19 protein-coding genes are annotated in these 17,463 nt (G+C 66.6%); 8 read left to right on the forward strand and 11 right to left on the reverse strand.

Annotation, left to right across the window (positions count from 1 at the left end; all coding sequences use genetic code 11):
• The first annotated feature begins 1 nt into the window (after position 1).
• Entirely contained in the window at positions 2 to 2,290 is a 2,289-nt protein-coding gene (locus VSR71_RS20185; protein ID WP_342915620.1) for a nitric-oxide reductase large subunit, read from the forward strand.
• A 77-nt stretch (positions 2,291 to 2,367) separates the two neighbouring features.
• On the opposite strand, the gene VSR71_RS20190 is transcribed toward VSR71_RS20185, so the two are convergent.
• Both VSR71_RS20190 and VSR71_RS20195 read right to left on the reverse strand, forming a co-directional pair.
• Positions 2,368 to 2,544, reverse strand: a complete 177-nt coding sequence (locus VSR71_RS20190; protein WP_342915621.1) for a hypothetical protein — start codon at positions 2,542 to 2,544, stop codon at positions 2,368 to 2,370.
• Positions 2,545 to 2,584: 40 nt separating this feature from the next.
• On the reverse strand, positions 2,585 to 3,898 hold the full coding sequence (locus VSR71_RS20195) for a DUF3422 domain-containing protein (protein WP_342915622.1): 1,314 nt from the start codon (positions 3,896 to 3,898) through the stop codon (positions 2,585 to 2,587).
• A gap of 150 nt (positions 3,899 to 4,048) precedes the next feature.
• Between VSR71_RS20195 and VSR71_RS20200 the strand changes: the two genes are divergently transcribed.
• Together VSR71_RS20200 and VSR71_RS20205 are read left to right on the forward strand one after the other, a co-directional pair.
• On the forward strand, positions 4,049 to 4,915 hold the full coding sequence (locus VSR71_RS20200; RefSeq protein ID WP_342915623.1) for a LysR family transcriptional regulator: 867 nt from the start codon (positions 4,049 to 4,051) through the stop codon (positions 4,913 to 4,915).
• A 145-nt stretch (positions 4,916 to 5,060) separates the two neighbouring features.
• Positions 5,061 to 5,567 carry a DUF4440 domain-containing protein gene (locus tag VSR71_RS20205; protein ID WP_342915624.1) on the forward strand — a complete coding sequence of 169 codons (507 nt, stop codon included), beginning with the start codon at positions 5,061 to 5,063 and terminating at the stop codon, positions 5,565 to 5,567.
• A 13-nt stretch (positions 5,568 to 5,580) separates the two neighbouring features.
• Here the strand turns inward: VSR71_RS20205 and VSR71_RS20210 are convergent, their stop codons facing one another.
• Both VSR71_RS20210 and VSR71_RS20215 read right to left on the reverse strand, forming a co-directional pair.
• The gene (locus VSR71_RS20210) at positions 5,581 to 6,426 is read right to left on the reverse strand and encodes a cytochrome c (RefSeq protein WP_342915625.1); all 846 of its coding nucleotides are present in this window, start codon (positions 6,424 to 6,426) and stop codon (positions 5,581 to 5,583) included.
• Positions 6,427 to 6,550: 124 nt separating this feature from the next.
• Entirely contained in the window at positions 6,551 to 7,465 is a 915-nt protein-coding gene (locus VSR71_RS20215) for a sterol desaturase family protein (protein ID WP_342915626.1), read from the reverse strand.
• A 256-nt stretch (positions 7,466 to 7,721) separates the two neighbouring features.
• Here VSR71_RS20215 and VSR71_RS20220 point away from each other — a divergent pair, with 256 nt between their 5' ends.
• On the forward strand, positions 7,722 to 8,015 hold the full coding sequence (locus tag VSR71_RS20220; RefSeq protein ID WP_342915627.1) for a hypothetical protein: 294 nt from the start codon (positions 7,722 to 7,724) through the stop codon (positions 8,013 to 8,015).
• Between the two features lie 346 nt (positions 8,016 to 8,361).
• On the forward strand, positions 8,362 to 9,504 hold the full coding sequence (locus VSR71_RS20225; protein WP_342915628.1) for a 3-deoxy-7-phosphoheptulonate synthase: 1,143 nt from the start codon (positions 8,362 to 8,364) through the stop codon (positions 9,502 to 9,504).
• Positions 9,505 to 9,563: 59 nt separating this feature from the next.
• On the opposite strand, the gene VSR71_RS20230 is transcribed toward VSR71_RS20225, so the two are convergent.
• Together VSR71_RS20230 and VSR71_RS20235 are read right to left on the reverse strand one after the other, a co-directional pair.
• Positions 9,564 to 10,223, reverse strand: coding sequence for a DsbA family oxidoreductase (locus VSR71_RS20230; RefSeq protein ID WP_342915629.1), 660 nt, complete (start codon positions 10,221 to 10,223; stop codon positions 9,564 to 9,566).
• A 120-nt stretch (positions 10,224 to 10,343) separates the two neighbouring features.
• Positions 10,344 to 10,742 (reverse strand): hypothetical protein, encoded by a 399-nt coding sequence (locus VSR71_RS20235; protein WP_342915630.1) that lies wholly within the window; start codon positions 10,740 to 10,742, stop codon positions 10,344 to 10,346.
• A gap of 157 nt (positions 10,743 to 10,899) precedes the next feature.
• Here VSR71_RS20235 and VSR71_RS20240 point away from each other — a divergent pair, with 157 nt between their 5' ends.
• On the forward strand, positions 10,900 to 11,289 hold the full coding sequence (locus VSR71_RS20240) for a c-type cytochrome (protein ID WP_342915631.1): 390 nt from the start codon (positions 10,900 to 10,902) through the stop codon (positions 11,287 to 11,289).
• Between the two features lie 24 nt (positions 11,290 to 11,313).
• Here the strand turns inward: VSR71_RS20240 and soxR are convergent, their stop codons facing one another.
• Complete coding sequence (soxR, locus tag VSR71_RS20245) at positions 11,314 to 11,838, reverse strand: redox-sensitive transcriptional activator SoxR (RefSeq protein WP_342915632.1); 525 nt, start codon at positions 11,836 to 11,838, stop codon at positions 11,314 to 11,316.
• A gap of 159 nt (positions 11,839 to 11,997) precedes the next feature.
• Here soxR and VSR71_RS20250 point away from each other — a divergent pair, with 159 nt between their 5' ends.
• Complete coding sequence (locus VSR71_RS20250; RefSeq protein WP_342915633.1) at positions 11,998 to 12,426, forward strand: RidA family protein; 429 nt, start codon at positions 11,998 to 12,000, stop codon at positions 12,424 to 12,426.
• A gap of 25 nt (positions 12,427 to 12,451) precedes the next feature.
• Here the strand turns inward: VSR71_RS20250 and VSR71_RS20255 are convergent, their stop codons facing one another.
• Positions 12,452 to 12,847: a nuclear transport factor 2 family protein gene (locus tag VSR71_RS20255; RefSeq protein ID WP_342915634.1), complete on the reverse strand. Its 396-nt coding sequence runs from the start codon at positions 12,845 to 12,847 to the stop codon at positions 12,452 to 12,454.
• A gap of 107 nt (positions 12,848 to 12,954) precedes the next feature.
• Positions 12,955 to 13,848, reverse strand: a complete 894-nt coding sequence (locus VSR71_RS20260) for a LysR family transcriptional regulator (RefSeq protein ID WP_342915635.1) — start codon at positions 13,846 to 13,848, stop codon at positions 12,955 to 12,957.
• Positions 13,849 to 13,944: 96 nt separating this feature from the next.
• Here VSR71_RS20260 and VSR71_RS20265 point away from each other — a divergent pair, with 96 nt between their 5' ends.
• On the forward strand, positions 13,945 to 14,721 hold the full coding sequence (locus tag VSR71_RS20265) for an NAD(P)H-dependent oxidoreductase (RefSeq protein ID WP_342915636.1): 777 nt from the start codon (positions 13,945 to 13,947) through the stop codon (positions 14,719 to 14,721).
• Between the two features lie 40 nt (positions 14,722 to 14,761).
• Here VSR71_RS20265 and VSR71_RS20270 read toward each other — a convergent pair whose 3' ends face one another.
• Together VSR71_RS20270 and VSR71_RS20275 are read right to left on the reverse strand one after the other, a co-directional pair.
• Positions 14,762 to 15,748 (reverse strand): tripartite tricarboxylate transporter substrate binding protein, encoded by a 987-nt coding sequence (locus VSR71_RS20270; protein ID WP_342915637.1) that lies wholly within the window; start codon positions 15,746 to 15,748, stop codon positions 14,762 to 14,764.
• 108 nt (positions 15,749 to 15,856) lie between these two features.
• On the reverse strand, positions 15,857 to 17,332 hold the full coding sequence (locus tag VSR71_RS20275) for an amidase (RefSeq protein WP_342915638.1): 1,476 nt from the start codon (positions 17,330 to 17,332) through the stop codon (positions 15,857 to 15,859).
• Between the last annotated feature and the right edge of the window lie 131 nt (positions 17,333 to 17,463).

Below are 17,463 nucleotides of genomic sequence, written 5' to 3' on the forward strand. Positions count from 1 at the left end.
CATGGGTTCCTACCGCAGACTCTGGTTCCTGCTGATCGCCGTACTGGCGGTCACTTTCTCCCTGCTCGGCTACTACGGCGTCGAGGTGTACCGGCAGGCCCCGCCAATACCGGCCAAGGTCGTCACGGCCGAAGGCCGCACCCTGTTCACCGGCGACGAGATCCTGGACGGCCAGACCGCCTGGCAGTCGGTGGGCGGCATGCAGCTCGGCTCGATCTGGGGCCACGGCGCCTACCAGGCGCCGGACTGGACCGCCGACTGGCTGCACCGCGAACTGACCGCGTGGCTCGAGCTGGCGGCGCAGGACACATACGGCCGTCCGTACGCCAGGCTGGCCGCGTCCGAACAGGCCGCGCTGCGCGAGCAGTTGCGCACGGAATACCGCGGCAATGCCACCGATCCGGCCACCAATGTGCTGACCGTGTCGAAGCGCCGCGCGCAGGCCATCGCCAACACCGCGGCCTACTATGACCAGCTCTTCTCCGACGCGCCGGCGCTGCACACCACGCGCGATCACTACGCAATGAAGGAGAACACGCTGCCCAGCGCCGAGCGGCGCCAGCAGCTGACGCACTTCTTCTTCTGGACCGCATGGGTTGCATCGACCGCGCGCCCCGGGCAGGAAGCCACCTACACCAACAACTGGCCGCACGAGCCGCTGATCGGCAACCATCCGACCAGCGAAAACGTGGTGTGGTCGGTGATCAGCGTGGTGGTGCTGCTGGCCGGCGTGGGCTTCCTGGTATGGGCGTGGGCCTTCCTGCGCGGCAAGGAAGAAACGCCGCCGCAGGCGCCCGCGCGCGACCCGCTGCTGTCGGTGGCGCTGACGCCGTCGCAGCGCGCGCTCGGCAAGTACCTGTTCCTGGTGGTGGCGCTGTTCGTGTTCCAGGTGTTCCTGGGCGGCTTTACCGCGCACTACACCGTCGAGGGGCAGAAGTTCTACGGCATCGACGTATCGCAGTGGTTCCCGTACGCACTGGTGCGCACCTGGCATATCCAGAGCGCGCTGTTCTGGATCGCCACCGGCTTCCTGGCCGCAGGGCTGTTCCTGGCGCCGCTGATCAACGGCGGCAAGGACCCGAAGTTCCAGCGGCTCGGCGTCGATGTCCTTTTCTGGGCGCTGGTGGTCGTGGTGGTCGGATCGTTCACAGGCAACTACCTGGCAATCGCGCAGAAGCTGCCCGCGCACCTGAATTTCTGGCTGGGCCACCAGGGCTATGAATACGTCGACCTGGGCCGGCTGTGGCAGATCGGCAAGTTCGCCGGCATCCTGATCTGGCTCGTGCTGATGATGCGCGGCATCCTGCCGGCGCTGCGCGCGCGCGGCACCGACCGCAACCTGCTGGCGCTGCTGACCTCTTCGGTGGTGGCGATCGGCCTGTTCTACGGCGCGGGCCTGGCCTACGGCGAGCGCACCAGCCTGACGGTGATGGAGTACTGGCGCTGGTGGGTGGTGCACCTGTGGGTGGAAGGCTTCTTCGAGGTCTTCGCCACCACCGCGCTGGCCTTCATCTTCGCCACGCTGGGGCTGGTGTCGCGCCCGATGGCGACCGCAGCCAGCCTGGCTTCGGCATCGCTGTTCATGCTCGGCGGCATTCCCGGTACCTTCCACCACCTGTACTTTGCCGGCACTACCACGCCGGTGATGGCGGTCGGCGCCGCGTTCAGCGCGCTGGAAGTGGTGCCGCTGATCGTGCTGGGCCATGAGGCCTGGGAGAACTGGAGCCTGAAGCAGCGCGCGCCGTGGATGGCCGACCTGAAGTGGCCGCTGATGTGCTTCGTTGCGGTGGCGTTCTGGAACATGCTGGGCGCCGGCGTATTCGGCTTCATGATCAACCCGCCGATCGCGCTGTACTACATCCAGGGCCAGAACACCACGCCGGTCCACGCGCATGCGGCGCTGTTCGGGGTCTATGGCTTCCTCGCCCTCGGCTTCACGCTGCTGGTGCTGCGCTACGTGCGGCCGGCGTACCGGCTGAGCCCGGCGCTGATGAAGACCGCATTCTGGGGCCTGAACGCCGGCCTGGTGCTGATGATCGGCACCAGCCTGCTGCCCGTCGGCATCATCCAGTTCCTGGCCAGCGTCGAGCATGGCACCTGGTATTCGCGCAGCGAAGAATTCATGCAGCAGCCGATCCTGCAGACGTTGCGCTGGGTGCGCACCTTCGGCGACGTGGTGTTTATCGTCGGCGCGGTGTCGTTTGCCTGGCAGGTGGTGCTGGGGCTGGCGAATCGTACGCCGGCCGCGGCGGATGGAGCGGCCGTGAGGATGAAGGCGGCGGCGCGCTGAAGCGCGCGGTAACGACGCAGCAAGAGGTAAGGAGAGGCAGTACTTGCCCGCCCGGCTTCCGGGCGGGTTTTTTTACATCAGTTGTAGCCCAGAACCGCGATCGTCGCGACGTCTGGCCGGTCGTTCGAATTGTCCGTCAGCACTTCGGTGGGCGTCTTTTGCTGGCCCGCCCGATGCGGCCGGATCTGCACTGCCTGCCGGATGGCGCCCGGCAACGATTCGGGAGAGGGGTCAATGCTTGGAGTGGCGTTCATAGGTGTTTCTCGGCAAGAAGCTCTTCAGGTCGGCGATTCTTCAGGCGCGGCCTGCCTGGGCAAGGCCATCGTGCGATTTATGGGTCCGGCTGCGCTTGATGATGCCGAACACGATCAGCACCACGGGAAGGATCAACAGGCCTTCCGCCAGCTCGGGATCGACGGGCAGCTTTACGACATGCAATGCCTTCAATCCCGCCGCCGCAATGGACAGTACGTAATACGAGATCGCGGCGACGGACAGGCCCTCGACGGCATGCTGCAGATGCAGCTGGTTCCGCGCGGTACGATCCAGTCCGGCCAGCAGCCGGGTCACATCGCGTTCCTGGGTCAGATTGACGCGGGTGCGCAGCAGGTCGACAGCACGCGCGACCCGTGCCGCGATCTGTTCATGGCGTGACCAGACGCTGCGACACGTCTCCATGGCGGGTCCGAAACGCCGCTCCATGAATTCCGAGATCGTAGGCATGCCTTCGATGCGCTGTTCCCGCAACTCCTGGATGCGCGCCAGCACGATCCGCTCATAGGCGCGCGAAGCGCTGAAGCGCCCGCTGTGCCCGGACAGCGATTCCACGCGCACGGCCAGTTCGGTGAGCCTGTCCAGCAGTTCCGCATCGTCGTCGCCGGCGCGACGGGTATCCATGGCCCGCATCAGGTCCTGGAGCGATGCATGAATGTCGTCGAGCTCCCGGCCCAGGCGGCGTGCGACCGGCAACGCCAGCAACGCCATCATCCGATACGTCTCGATCTCGTAAAGCCGTTGCAGAAGCCTGCCGCCCTGTTCCTCGCGGAAGTCCTCATCGATGGCGAGGATGCGCATATAGCCGTCGGCCCGCACATTCCAGTCGCAGTAGACCTTGCCGCCGCCGAGGACATCGCTGCCGACGAGAACCGGCCCGTCGAGCCAATGGCGCAAGTTCGCCGTCACGCCGGCGGCAGCGTCTGCCGAGAGCAATTCCATCCGGACCGCATGAAACCGCTTGCCCGCCAGCAGGCTCAGCCAGTCCGCCGGAACACCATGGATCGCGAGGTCGTTGAAGTAGTCGGTGTCGTCGCGCGGACTGACGAACGTGAACGTGGAGAACTCGGTATGCCGCTCCCATTTCAGATGCCAGCCGAAAGGCGATTGCACGGCGTAGTGCGTGACCCCGTCCGCGGGCAGCGCCATGCCGGTCTGTTCGCACAGGGTGCGAACGAGAAATTCGTGGATCGAAGGGTCCTCATCCGCGTAGATCGCGTAGTGGGTCAGCGACACGCTGCCGCTGAGCCGCAGAAAAGGGCGGGCGTGCAGTTCAGCGACGAGCGAGGCGCGTAGCGGGTGGTCGACGAGTTGCGAAGCGGCTTTGTTGTCCATGCTCGGATGGCGGATACGGAAATCCCGCGGTCAAGACGTGGCGCGAGCTTGCAGTCCACGTTTTTTGTTTGTTGCTGCCGAATATCGCACGCCGTTTTCCAGAAGAAAAACGCATAATATTGATTGTTGCATTCAGTTTTCCTGATAGCCATGAAGATGCTCGACCACGATGTCCTGGCCACGGTCGTCGCCGTCGCAGAGACCGGCAACATGACGCGGGCCGCCGAGGCGGTGAACCGTTCGCAGTCCGCCGTCAGCATGCAAATCAAGGCACTCGAGGAAGCGCTGGGCCGGGCCCTGTTCGTGCGGCGGCCGCGCAGCATTGTGCTGACGCACGAGGGTGAAGTGCTGCTGGGCTTCGCCCGGCGCATGCTGGCCCTGCACGACGAAGCCTGGGCCGCCGTGGTGCGGCCGGAGGTGACGGGGAAGGTAGCGATCGGGGTGCCCGACGACTACGCCTCATCGCTGCTGCCCTCGGTGTTGAAGAAGTTCTCGACGACGTATCCGAAAGTGCAGATCCAGGTCGTCGGCCTGCCCAGCAGCGCGCTGGCGCCACTGGTCAAGGACGGCACGGTCGACCTGGTCTGCGGCACGCGGGTGAAGGGCTTGTCCGGCGACTTCATCCGGAACGAGCCGATGGCATGGGCCGCCATGACGAACGGGCCGCAGGTTTGGGAAGACAGGCCGTTGCCTATCGCCGTGTTCATGCCAGGGAGCGTGGCGCGCGAGAACGCGATCCGCAGCCTGGATCGCGCACGGATTGCGCATCGAACGTCGTACGAGAGCCCGAGCCTGCTGGGTTTGCTCAGCATGGTCGAGGCCGGGCTGGCCGTCGCGGCGCTGGCCCGATGCGCGATCCCGCCACAACTGACCGTGCTCGGCCAGGCCCATGGTTTGCCCGACCTGCCGCCGCTCGAGCTCATCCTCGCCCGAAGCGCGAAGTCCAGGCGGCCTCCTTGCGATTTCCTTGCCGAGCAGATCATGACCGACCTTCGGGCGGGGATAGCGCAGGCTTAGCGCCGGCTGCCAATATTAAGAAGGCGCTTAAATGGTGCTTTGTCCGTGCTATGCCGGCACGATGCGGACATGGCTAACGCCTGCCCGATAGTCCATACTGCATTGCGTGCATTCCGGCTCTAACCATAAATCCAAGGAGCTAGCCATGAAGCTATCCTGCACTGCTGCCCTGGCCTTCATACTTGCCGGATGCGCCATGAACCAGGGATCGCCAGCCAGTCCACAGGCGGCGCCGCAGTCGTCGCCACAGGCGTCACGCACCGAATCCTGCAAGCAAGCCTCGGAGCAGGAAATCGCCGCGTTGTTTGACCGATGGAACCAGTCCCTGCAGACAGGCGACCCCAACAAGGTGGTGGCCAATTATGCGGAACGCTCGATCCTGCTTCCGACGGTATCCAACAAACCGCGCATGACTCCCGCCGAGAAGCTCGACTATTTCAAGGAGTTCCTGCAAAGCCGTCCTTCCGGAAAAATCGACTTTCGCAGCATCGAGCTGGGCTGCAATTTTGCGGTGGATGCCGGGACCTATACCTTCACGTTCGCGCGAACCGGAGCCGTCGTGAAGGCGCGCTATACCTACACCTATCGCTGGACCGGTTCGCAATGGCTGATCACAAGCCACCACTCGTCGGCCATGCCGGAAAAGACCTGACGCAAGTCTCGCTTCAGGAGCCCTTGCGCCCGGCCATATGATGCAGGTACGCCAGCAGGTCCTTCAGGTCCGCATCCGATAGCGTCTTTTGGTCGATGGCCGGCATGCGCGCGCCGGGCCACCAGCGCAGTGACTGCGGGTCGCGGATCAGCCTGGTCAGCTTGTCGTCGCCCATGTACTCCACCGCGCTGTACGGCACATTGAGGTCCGGACCGAGGTGGGCATCGCCCACCTTGTTCAGCGAGTGGCATGAGAAGCAGACGCGCTGGAAGGCCGCGAAGCCGCGCATGACGGCGCCGTCGGCCGGCTGGTCGGAGCCGGGCCGGATGGCCGCAAAGCGCTCCGCAGGCGATGCGGTGATATCGATGCGCACGATGTTGTAGGTCCAATGGCTTTCATTGACCACGGATGCGGCGCGCCCCGACGGCAGTGTCCAGATCAGCCGAAACGGGCCGATGCCCTGGCCCTTGAGCTTCGGCCACGGCCTCGCAGGATTTTCTACCGCCAGCCAGGCCCGCGGCTCGTCGGCGCTATCGGCCAGCAGCATCCGCAGGGGCAGGTGAGAGACGTAGCCATCGCTGGCTGCCGTCGTGGCAGTCGCGCCGGATTCCGCAGGCATGCCGCGCAACAGGGAGGCCATGGGGATCGCCTTGAATGTCAGGCGGCGTTTCAGGTTGTCATCGTCGACCGTCACGTCGGTCAGCCGACGGTCCTTCAGCAACGTATCGACCGTCCAGCTGCGTTGTTGCGTACCAGCCGAAATGACCAGCGCGGCCGGTTCGGCGCCGCTCGCCGGACCCGCAAGGAGTGCCATGGCACAGCCAAACGCTCCAACTGCCTTTGCAACCCAGGCTTTCATGCGTGTCTCTCCGGAAGCAGGGTGACGTGTCGAAATTCGGGTAAGGGATACGGCTCGAAGGCTCAGTGTAATAAAAAAGACGGGCAGCCTGCGCTGCCCGTCTTTTCTCCGTCCGCCCTGCCTGTTACCTCGCGCTGACCGCCACCGCGCGCTCCATTGCTTGCTGCTGCCGCAGGACTTCCGTCGTCTGACCCTTCCCGTCCGGTGCCCAGCCCGGAGGCATCAGCAGGTAACCGATCGCATTCAGCAGGCTGTCGGCGTTGATCATGTCCTTGCCCAGGCCAATCCAGTGTTCGAACTGGTTGACGAACGGGTTGCGCGTGGTGGTCGGGTGGACCAGGCCGTAGCGGCACGGTTCGTCTTCACGCTCTTCCACGTAGGTGCCGAACAGGCGGTCGAATACGATCAGCACGCCGCCATAGTTGGCATCCAGGTAATCCACATTCGAGGCATGGTGCACGCGGTGCGCCGACGGGGTGTTGAACACTTTTTCGAACCAGCCCAGCTTGGGAATCCAGGTGGTATGCAGCCAGAACTGGTACAGCAGGTTGAGGCTCAGCGTGGACAGCACGACTTCCGGACGCACGCCAAGCCAGACCAGCGGGACAAAGAACATCGACGCGCCAAGGATCTTGCCGGTCCAGCCCAGCCGATAAGCGGTACCCAGCGTCAGTTCGTTCGGCGAATGGTGCACCGCGTGCGTGGCCCAGAAGAAGCGGATGCGGTGCGAGGCGCGGTGGTACCAGTAGTAGCAGAATTCTTGTCCGAGGAAGAGCAGCAGCACGGCCAGCGCGCTGTTGATTTCGACCGTGAAGATGCGGTGTTGCCAGGCGAACGCGAAGATGGGCGTGGCCAGTGACAGCGGCAGCAGTGCCATCAGCTTGCGTCCGACCATGTCGGCCAGCGACAGTCCCATTTCGTGCCAGGGGTAGGCCTTGCCTTGCTGGCGAGCTTTGCGCGCCAGGAAGAAGGCTTCGACCAGTGAGACCGCCACGACGAAGACTGTGGCGAGAAGGGTGATCTTGTGGAGGCTGTGCATGATCGTCCTGTGTGGTGAGAGGTGACGCCTTGCTTTGCGGGGGAGCGGGCATTGCTGCGTCGGTGAGGCAAATGTAGTGATCGATCGCGGCCGGCGCCATGCGGGAAATATGTCGCCCCATGTCATGCCTCGCGGGGCCGCCGCCGTGTAACACCGCGACATGTTTTCCGCGTCGAAATTCGCCGGCCCCCGACCTATAGTTCGGTCCGTTGCCGCGCTGCACCGCCCGGCTGAAACCGAAACTGAAGGACTTGTGATGACCTCGCGCTTCCCCCGACTCCCCCGAATCCCCCGCTTTCTTGGCGCTGCCGCCGGTACGCTGATCCTGCTGGCGAGCAGCCAGGCCTTTGCCTCCACCGTGGTGGTCGCGCCGGCCAGCGTCTATGTCCGTCCGCCGGCGGTGGTGGTCGCGCCGCCGCCCAAGGTGGTGGTCAAGCCTGCACCCAGGGTGGTCGTTGCCTCGGCGCCGCTGCCGACGGTGGTCGTGAAGGCCACGCCGCTGCCGCGTACCGTCTACGTCGCATCTCGCCCGGTCTACGTGGTGCGGTGATGAGAGTTGCTGGTCGCGGCGCTGTTCTCCGCCGGCGGCATGAAGGGCGTGATGCCACTGCCGCAACCCGTGCCGGGCATGATCGAGCAGAAGAAGGCGATCATGCCCAGCACGTTGCGTTCGTGCTGCGATCGGTCTGCCTCAACCAGCTTTCGAAGGGAGCGAGGGGCGGTCCCCAACGCTGTCCCTGCAGCGGAAGGGGCAGGCACCTGCGGACCAGGGTGGCGAAGGCGGGCCGTCTGTGCCCATCAGCACAGATCGGGAATCGACCGGTCTGTGCCTGCCTTGACGCCCCCGCCATTGGTGTAGCACCATCGATTGCTAGCAAAACCAGGTCGACCTCGCCATGAACGATCCTCTCAAGCCTTCGTCCACCATTGCCAATGATTGGCAGTCACCGCCGGACCGCACCAGCGTGACTGACGACGCGCATGTCGAAGACATCATCCCGCTGCCGCCGCCCGAACACCTGATCCGCTTTTTCCCGATCCGGAACACGGCTGTCGAGTCGCTGATCACGCAGACGCGCCAGCGCATTACGCGTATCCAGCATGGCGCGGACGACCGGCTGCTGGTGATCATGGGACCTTGCTCGATCCACGATCCGCAGGCGGCGCTCGAGTACGCGCGGCTATTGCTGGCGCAACGGCAGCGCCATGCCGGGACGCTCGAGATCGTGATGCGCGTGTATTTCGAGAAGCCCCGGACCACGGTCGGCTGGAAAGGGCTGATCAATGACCCTTATCTGGACGAAAGCTATCGTATCGACGAGGGCCTGCGCATTGCGCGCAGCCTGCTGGTCGACATCAACCGCCTCGGCCTGCCGGCGGCCGGCGAGCTGCTGGACGTGATCTCGCCCCAGTACATAGGCGACCTGATCTGCTGGGGCGCGATCGGCGCCCGCACCACGGAAAGCCAGGTGCATCGCGAGCTGGCTTCGGGTATTTCAGCGCCGATCGGATTCAAGAATGGCACCGACGGGAACATCAGGATTGCGATCGACGCGATCCAGGCCGCATCGCGTCCGCACCATTTCCTGGGCGTGCACAAGAACGGCCAGGTCGCGACGGTGCACACCAAGGGCAATCCGGATTGCCACGTCATTCTCCGCGGCGGCAAGGTTCCCAACTACGATGCGGATTCGGTGGCGGCGGCCTGCCGCGAGCTGCAGGCGGCAGGGCTGGGCAATGCCCTGATGGTGGATTTCAGTCACGCCAACAGCAGCAAGCAGCATGAGCGGCAGCTGGATGTGGCGCGGGACGTGGCGCAGCAGATTGGCAGCGGCAGCCGCTCCATCTTCGGGGTCATGGTCGAGAGCAATCTGGTGGCCGGCGCGCAGAAGTTCACCCCGGGGCAGCACAGCCCGTCCGCCTTGACTTACGGGCAGAGTATTACCGATGCGTGCATCGGCTGGGATGATTCGCTGGCAATGCTGGAGTTGCTCGGCGAAGCGGTCAATGAACGGCGCGGACACAAGCGCAGTTCTTAGCCCGCAAGCTCCCCGGCCTGCGGGCCATGCCAGGTCGGCCGGTCAGCGCCCTCGTCGCTTCAGCCGGCCGTACCCGCCTGCGCCTCGGCCGCGATCTCCCGGATCGCCTGCTCGAAGGCCTCGACCGGCTGCCCGCCCGTTACCAGGTAGCGGTTGTTGAAGATCACGGAGGGCACCGACTGGATGCCCATCTGCTGGTACTGGCGCTCCTCGGCGCGCACCTCGTCGGCGTACTGGCCGCTTTCCAGCACTTGGCGCGCAGCGTCCGCATCCAGGCCGACGGACGCCGCCGCCTCAAGCAGCACGGCATGGCTGCTCGGATCCTTGCCATCGGTATGGTAGGCGCGCAGCAGCGCCAGGTTCAGCGGGACTTGCTTGCCTTCCAGGCCGGCCCAGTGCAGCAGCCGGTGCGCGTCGAAAGTGTTGTAGACGAAGGCGCGCTCGCCGAAGGTGAAGCCCACGCCGGCGCCGCGCTCGCGGATCATGGCCTGGGTTTCGGCGATCTGCGCGGGCGTGCGGCCATACTTCTTGCCGAGGTAGTCGACGATGGCCTGGCCTTCGGGACCCATGTCGGGGTTCAGCTCGAAGGGATGCAGCACGATCTCGGCGTCGACATCGTCGCCCAGGCGCTGCAGCGCCAGCTGGAGCGAAGACAGGCCGATGGCGCACCATGGGCAGGCGATGTCGGAGACGAAGTCGATTCTCAGGGGTTGGGTCACGGCGGTTTCCTGGCAGGCTCAAACGGGATGTTGGCCGACAGGGTAGCCCGACTTGCGGATCTTTGCTGGAAGGGTCTTTCCGCGGCGGCCGGACCAGCGGGCCCGGCCGGCAGCAGCGCGTCAGTCCCAGTGGCGGCCCGGACCGCCGCGGTGATCGTGGTGGCCGTCATGGCGACGGGCCCATTCGCGCTCGCGCCATTCGCGGCGGGCTTCACGGTATTCCGCGCGGTGATAGCCGGGACGATAGTCGGCGTGGTAGCCGGCATGATAGTCGGGGCGATAGCGCACCGGCACCGGGGCCACCACCACCGGGCGCGCCGGAACATAGGCGACGGGGGCAGGGGCATACGCAACCGGCGCCGGCGCGTAGACCGGGGCCGGGCGGTACACCGGCGCCGGCTCGGCCACCACAACGGCGGGCGCGCCGATATTGATGCCGACGCTGACGCCGGCATGGGCTGCGGCGCTCGCCGCCAGCAAGGCACCGCCTGCTACCGCCATTGCAAGGATTCGTTTCATGGCTGCCTCCCAAGGGGCGTTGGACATGGGCTCACTGTAGGGGCAGGGTCCGTAATATTGGGCGCTCGAAGTGTTGCAAATGTGACGTGGTGTAACCTGTCCACCCACCCGCGCGCCTGTATCATGCAGCCTCGCAGTTCATTGCCCCGTGTTGCCCATGCGCCGTACCGTCTTGCCCGCCGCCCCCGCCCTGGTCTTGTCCATCCTTGCCGCAATGCCCGCCGTGGCGCACGCCGCGCCTGACCTGCAGGCCGGCAAGGCACTGTTTGCCACGCGCTGCGCGTCGTGCCACTACGTCGGCCGCAATGCGCGCGGCGCGTTCGGGCCGCAGTTGAACGGCATCTTCGGGCGCGAGGCGGGCAGCACGACGGATTTCCAGTATTCGGAAGCGATGCGCACATCCAGGGTGGTGTGGTCGCACGACACGTTGAGCGCCTTCCTGCGTTCTCCGGCCAAGGTCGTGCCGGGCACCAAAATGCGGTTCTGGGGCATGGGCAACGACAAGCAGATCGAAGACCTGCTCGGCTACCTGCAGACATTCCGCTAGGGCGTCCGCTTATATGGCGTCCGCTTAATCCTCTTCGCCGGGGAAGTGCGGCCCCGGCCCTGCTCCGGCCAGCGCATCGTGCGGATTGCGCAGCGGGCACGCCTTCAGCGACAAACAGCCGCACCCGATGCAGCCATCGAGCTGGTCGCGCAGCATCGTCAGCGTACGGATGCGTTCATCCAGGTCATCGCGCCAGCTGGCCGACAGCCGTCGCCAGTCCGCCACCGTCGGCGCGCGCCCGTCGGGCAGCTTCTGCATTGCCGCCGCGATCACCGCCAGCGGCAGCCCCATGCGCTGCGCCACGCGGATCACCGCCAGCCGCCGCAGCACGGCGCGCGCATAGCGGCGCTGGTTGCCGCCACTGCGCGTGCTGGCGATCAACCCGCGCGATTCATAGAAATGCAGCGCCGATACCGCGATGCCGGTGCGTTCGGCCACCTGGCCGACCGACAGCTGTTCTTCGGCAGGTCCTGGCCGGCGCCGGCGCGGCGCACCGGCCGCGGCAGGCGCGGCAGGGGCGGCGGAAGCGGGTCTGGATGTCTTGGGCATGGGCTGGGAGCGGTGGCGGCGCGAAGTGCTGGTAGGTGGCGGCAGGCGGCGGCGGGAATGCCCATGCTAACACCATGGCCGCGCTTGACCTTAACCTAACTTGAGGTTTGATACTTGCGGCTCCATTGTTCGCCTTTGCTCAACACAGAGTTGATGACCATGCTGACGCTTGCCCGCTCCAATGCTTCGCTGAACCTGATCAATCCCCCCGCGCTGTACGACCCGCGTCCCAACGGTTATTCGCACATGGCGGTGGTGGAAGGGCCAGCCCGCATCGTCTACGTGGCCGGACAAGGCGGCGAGGATGCGGCCGGCTGCCTGGCTGCGGATTTCCCGCGGCAGGTGGCGCGTGCCATGCAGAACCTGCGCATTGCGCTGCAGGCCGCGGGCGCCGACGTTGGCGATGTCGCCAAGCTCACGGTGCTGGTGGTCGACCACTCGCACGACCGCCTGCGCACCTTCGGCGCCGCGCTGCGCGAGATGTGGGGCGACCGGCCGGCGCCGGCCTGCACGTTGATCCCCGTGCCGCGGCTGGCGCTCGACAACATGCTGTTCGAGATCGAAGCCACCGCGGTGCTGCCCGGCTGAGTTGCGCGGGCAGCCGCCGCGTGCGTTACTGCTGCGCGCGCGGCGCCGCGCTGAAGGTCTTGTTGACGATCTTCCACGCGCCGTCGATCTGCAGCAGCGTCATGTAGTCGGTAAAGACCACGTCCGGATGCTCCAGCACGACCTTGGCCACGCCGGCATTGCCGACCACGTCGAACTGGGTGATGGCGCGCTGGCGTTGCGCTTCGTCGGCCGCGGGATGGCCGGGGCAGCGCGCGGCGATAAAGTCTTCGACCGTCAGCGAATGCAGCTTGCCGTCGCGGAACGAGACGATGCGGGCGTCGGAATGGAAGGCGCGGCGCATTACCTCGGGGTTGCCGGTGGCGTGGCCCTGCAGGTAGTCCTCGATCGGGGCCAGCGCGGCGGTGTGGCGGGAAGTCAGGCCGGTTGCACTGTAGGTCATGGGTCTCCTCCAAGACTGGGGCGGCGCGGAAAGCACCCGGCCGCTATGTTGAAAACATTGATTGTATTCCAATTTTGTATGCAAAAATCTGCGCGCGATCTGCGGTGTCACAGCGAGGCTGCGATGTGCTCCCGCAGCCAGCGGTGCGCCGGGTCGCGATGCACGCGCTCGTGCCACAGCATTGACATCTCGTAGCCGGGCACCTCGACGGGCGGCTCGACCACGCGCAGTCCCGGCGCGTCGCGCACCAGCCGCTGCGGCACCATTGCCACCAGGTCGGTGTTCGCCAGCACGGCGGTGACGAAGAGGAAGTGCGGCACCGACAGCACCACGCGGCGCTGCATGCCGGCCAGTGCCAGCGCGTCGTCGGTGACGCCGGAGAAACCGCCGCCGTCGGGCGACACCATTACATGCTCGAGCGCGCAGAACTGCGCCAGCGTCGGCCGCCGCTTCAGCCGCGGATGGCCGGCGCGGCCTGCCAGCACATAGCGCTCGGTGAACAGGGCGCGCCGGTGCAGCGCGGGCGGCGAGCCTTCGGTCGTGTGGAAGGCCAGGTCAAGTTCGGCCTGCTCGCACTGGCGGGCGATGCGTGACGGCACCATCTCCAGCACCGCCAGCCGCGCGCCCGGCGCCGCAGTGCGCAGCGTCTGCATGGCCGGCAGCACGATGGTCGATTCGCCGTAGTCGGTTGCCGCCACGCGCCAGGTATGCGTGGAGGCGGCGGGATCGAACGGGCTGTCGGGCGACACCGCGTGCTCCAGCGCGGCCAGCGCTTCGCGCAGCGGCTCGCGCAGGGACTCGGCCTTTGCCGTGGGCCGCATGCCGCGGGGTCCGGGCAGCAGCAGCGGATCGCCGAAGTAGTCGCGCAGCTTGGCCAGGTGGACGCTGACCGATGGCTGAGAGAAGTGCAGGCGCTGCGCGGCGCGGGTCACGTTGTGCTCGGACAGCAGCACGTCCAGCGTGACCAGCAGGTTGAGGTCGAGCCGCCTGAGATTAGTCATGACAATACCTGTGATATTGGATATTCATTTCCAATATACCTTGCCACGGCCTAAGCTGGCTTTCCCGAACAATGCTTATGCAAGGAAGCCGCTGTCATGAACGTTCTGATCGTCTATGCCCACCCCGAACCCACGTCGCTCAACGGCGCCATCCGCGATTTCGCGGTGCAGCGGCTAAGCGATGCCGGCCACCAGGTCCAGGTGTCCGACCTGTACGCGATGCAATGGAAGGCGCAGCTCGATGCCGCCGACAGCAAGGCGCGCCGCGGCGACGCGCCGTTCCATCCGTCGCTCGATTCAAAGCATGCATTCGAGAGCGGCCTGCAGAGCGACGATATTGCACGCGAGCAGGACAAGCTGCGATGGGCCGATACGGTGATCCTGCAGTTCCCGCTGTGGTGGTTCTCGATGCCTGCGATCCTGAAGGGCTGGATCGAGCGCGTTTATGCCTATGGCTTCGCCTACGGCGTGGGGGAGCACTCGGACGAACGCTGGGGCGACCGCTACGGCGAAGGCATGCTCGCCGGCAAGCGCGCGATGCTGGTCGTCACCACCGGCGGCTGGGCATCGCACTACAGCGCGCGCGGCATCAACGGGCCTATCGACGACGTCCTGTTCCCGATCCAGCACGGCATCCTGTACTACCCTGGCTTCGACGTGTTGCCGCCGTACGTGGTGTACCGGACCAGCCGGGTCGACGATGCGCGCTTCGCCGCGATCCGCGAAGAGCTGGGCCAGCGCCTCGATACGCTGGCGGCCACTGCGCCGATCCCGTTCCGGCCGCAGAACGCCGGCGACTATCGGATTCCGGCGCTGACGCTGCGCGAAGACGTGGCGCCCGGCCTGGCAGGATTTGCCGCGCACATCGCATAAGCCGCGCGCGGCAATGGCAGGCAAGTGGCGCCCGCCGCCGTCATTCCGCGCGGATATCCGCACGCGCAGCCACCGCGCGCATCTCCGGCAGCTCCTTCTCGACTCGCGCCCGCACCGCGGCGCCGTTGCCGTAGGCCGGCGTCAGCGCCAGCTCGACCATGCGCGCTCGCGTGGCCGGCGCATTGGCGACTTCGGCCAGCGCCTTTTCCAGCTTCTGCTGCACGGGCGCGGGCAATCCCGCCGGCGCCAGCAGAGCGAACCACGTGCCCATCTGGAAGCCGGGATAGCCGCTTTCCGCCACCGTCGGCACCTGCGGCAGCGCCGGCAGCCGCTGCGGCGACAGCACCGCCACCGGCCGGATCTTGCCGCCCTTGATCAGCGGCAGGCTGGCCACCACGGTATCGACCGCGACCTGCACCTGCCCGCCGGTGAGCGCGGTCAGGCTCGGCGCGCTGCCATTGAAGGGAACGTGGACCATGCGGATGCCGGTGGCGGACTTGAGCATCTCGCCGCCGAAATGCACCGACGATCCCGTGCCGAACGAGCCATAGGAGAACTTGTCGGGATTGGCCTTGGCCTGCGTCACCAGGTCTTTCACCGAGCCGATCTTCGCATCGGGATTGGCAACCAGCACCAGGCTCATGTCGGCGACCAGGCCCAGCGGCGTGAAACTCTTGATCGGGGCGTAGCCCAGGTGCTGCCGGATCGCCGGGTTCAGCGTCAGCGTGGTGCTGGCCGCAAGCAGCAGCGTGTAGCCGTCGGGCACGGCCTTGGCGACCTGGGTGGCGCCGACCACCGTGCTGGCGCCGGGCTTGTTCTCGACCACCACCGGCTGGCCCAGCTTTTCGCCGAGGCCGACGGCGAGCAGCCGGCCCAGGAGATCGGTGGCGCCGCCGGCGGCGAACGGCACCACCAGCCGCAGCGGGCGCTCGGGCCAGGCCGGCGCTTGCGCCATGGCGGGCGCCGTGGCCATCGCCGCGCTGAATGCGGCACAGGCGAGGAACAGCTTCGGGGGCATTGCGGTCATCGGAATCACTCCTGCCGGCAGTTGTGGGAAAGCGAAGCGTGGGCGCCGGCCCGGGATCAGCCCGGGCCGCGTGGTGCTGTGATGGTGTTGTGATGGTGTGGTGTGGAACTAGGCCGCGCGGTCCAGCCAGGGGCTGCGCACGCGCGAGAAGCCGCCGGCCTGGTCGTAGGCATGGCCCAGCTGCAGCACCGCCGCGTCGGCCTGCGCCGGTCCGATGATCTGGATGCCGGCCGGCAGCCCGTGCGGGCCAAAGCCGGCGGGCGCGGCCAGCGCCGGCAGCCCGGCCATGGTGGCCGGCACCACGACCTGCATCCAGCGGTGGTAGGTGTCCATGTCACGGCCGCCGACAGTGCGCGGCCAGTCCAATTCGGCATCGAACGGGAACACCTGCGCGGCCGGCAGCACCAGATAGTCGAAGCGCTCGAACAGAGAGCGCAGCGCCTGGTACCACGCGCTGCGCTCGCACAGGGCTTCGTAGACGCGCGTGCCGGGCAGCGCCAGGCCGCGCTCGATTTCCCAGGCTGCCTCGGGCTTGAGCAATGCGCGCGTGGCCGGGTCGCGGTACAGCGCGCCATTGGCGCCCGCCACCGAAAAGCTGCGCAGGTCGATCCACGCATGCCACAGGCGCTCCAGCTCGAAATCCGGCAGTGCGGCATCGACGTCGCAGCCGAGCGCGCGGAAGTGGTCCAGCGCCTGCTCGCAGGTTTCGAGCACACCGGGCTCGGTCGGCAAGTGGCCGCCCAGGTCGCCAAGCCAGCCCACGCGCACACCCTTCCAGTCGCGCGCGGGCGGCAGCGTGAAGGCGCCGGGCGCTTCGGTTCGGCGCGTCAGCGGCATGCGCGCATCGAAGCCGGCCTGCACCGACAGCAGCAGCGCCAGGTCGGGCACGTTGCGCGCCATCGGCCCGGCCACGCTGAACTGCTGGAAGAAGACCTCGTCGGCGGGCCCGTGCGGCACGCAGCCGACCGAGGTGCGCAGCCCGTACACCTGGTTGAACGCCGCGGGCGTGCGCAGCGAGCCCATCATGTCCGATCCATCCGCCACCGGCAGCATGTGCAGCGCCACGGCCACCGCGGCGCCGCCGGAGCTCCCGCCGGCCGAGCGTGCCGGGTCGAAGGCATTGCGGGTGGTGCCGTAGACGGGGTTGTAGGTATGGCCGCCGAGGCCGAACTCGGGCGAGTTGGTGCGGCCGATAAAGACCGAGCCCGCCGCGCGCATGCGCTCGAAGATCGCGGCATCGCTCTGGGTGACCTGCCCGGCAAAGATCGGCGAGCCCTTGGTGGTGACCATGCCCGCCGCCGGGCTGATGTCCTTGGGCGCTTGCGGAAAGCCGTGCAGCGGGCCGCGGCTGTCGCCGCGCGCCAGTTCGGCATCAAGCGCCTGCGCCTGGGTGCGCACCGCGTCGCGGTCGGCCGGCGCGACGATGGCATTGACGCGCGGGTTGTGGCGGTCGACCTGGGCGAGGAAGGCCTCCAGCACCTCCACGCAGGAAACCTCGCGGGCATGGATGGCGCGCGACAGGGCCACGGCATCGAGTTCGGTGATCGGGTCGGTGGAAAGCGCGGTGGAAGGCGTATTTGCCATGAGTTCTCCCGGTGTCTCCTGTGGTGTCGGGAAAAAGCATACGGGCCCGGCGGGACTTTACGCAATCGATGATTTTTTCAAATATCCTTGCGTAAAACGCAAAGCAGCGGATCGCTGCACTGCCGCATCCC

The sequence above is a fragment of the Cupriavidus oxalaticus genome (assembly GCF_038900635.1).
Taxonomy (GTDB): domain Bacteria; phylum Pseudomonadota; class Gammaproteobacteria; order Burkholderiales; family Burkholderiaceae; genus Cupriavidus; species Cupriavidus oxalaticus_B.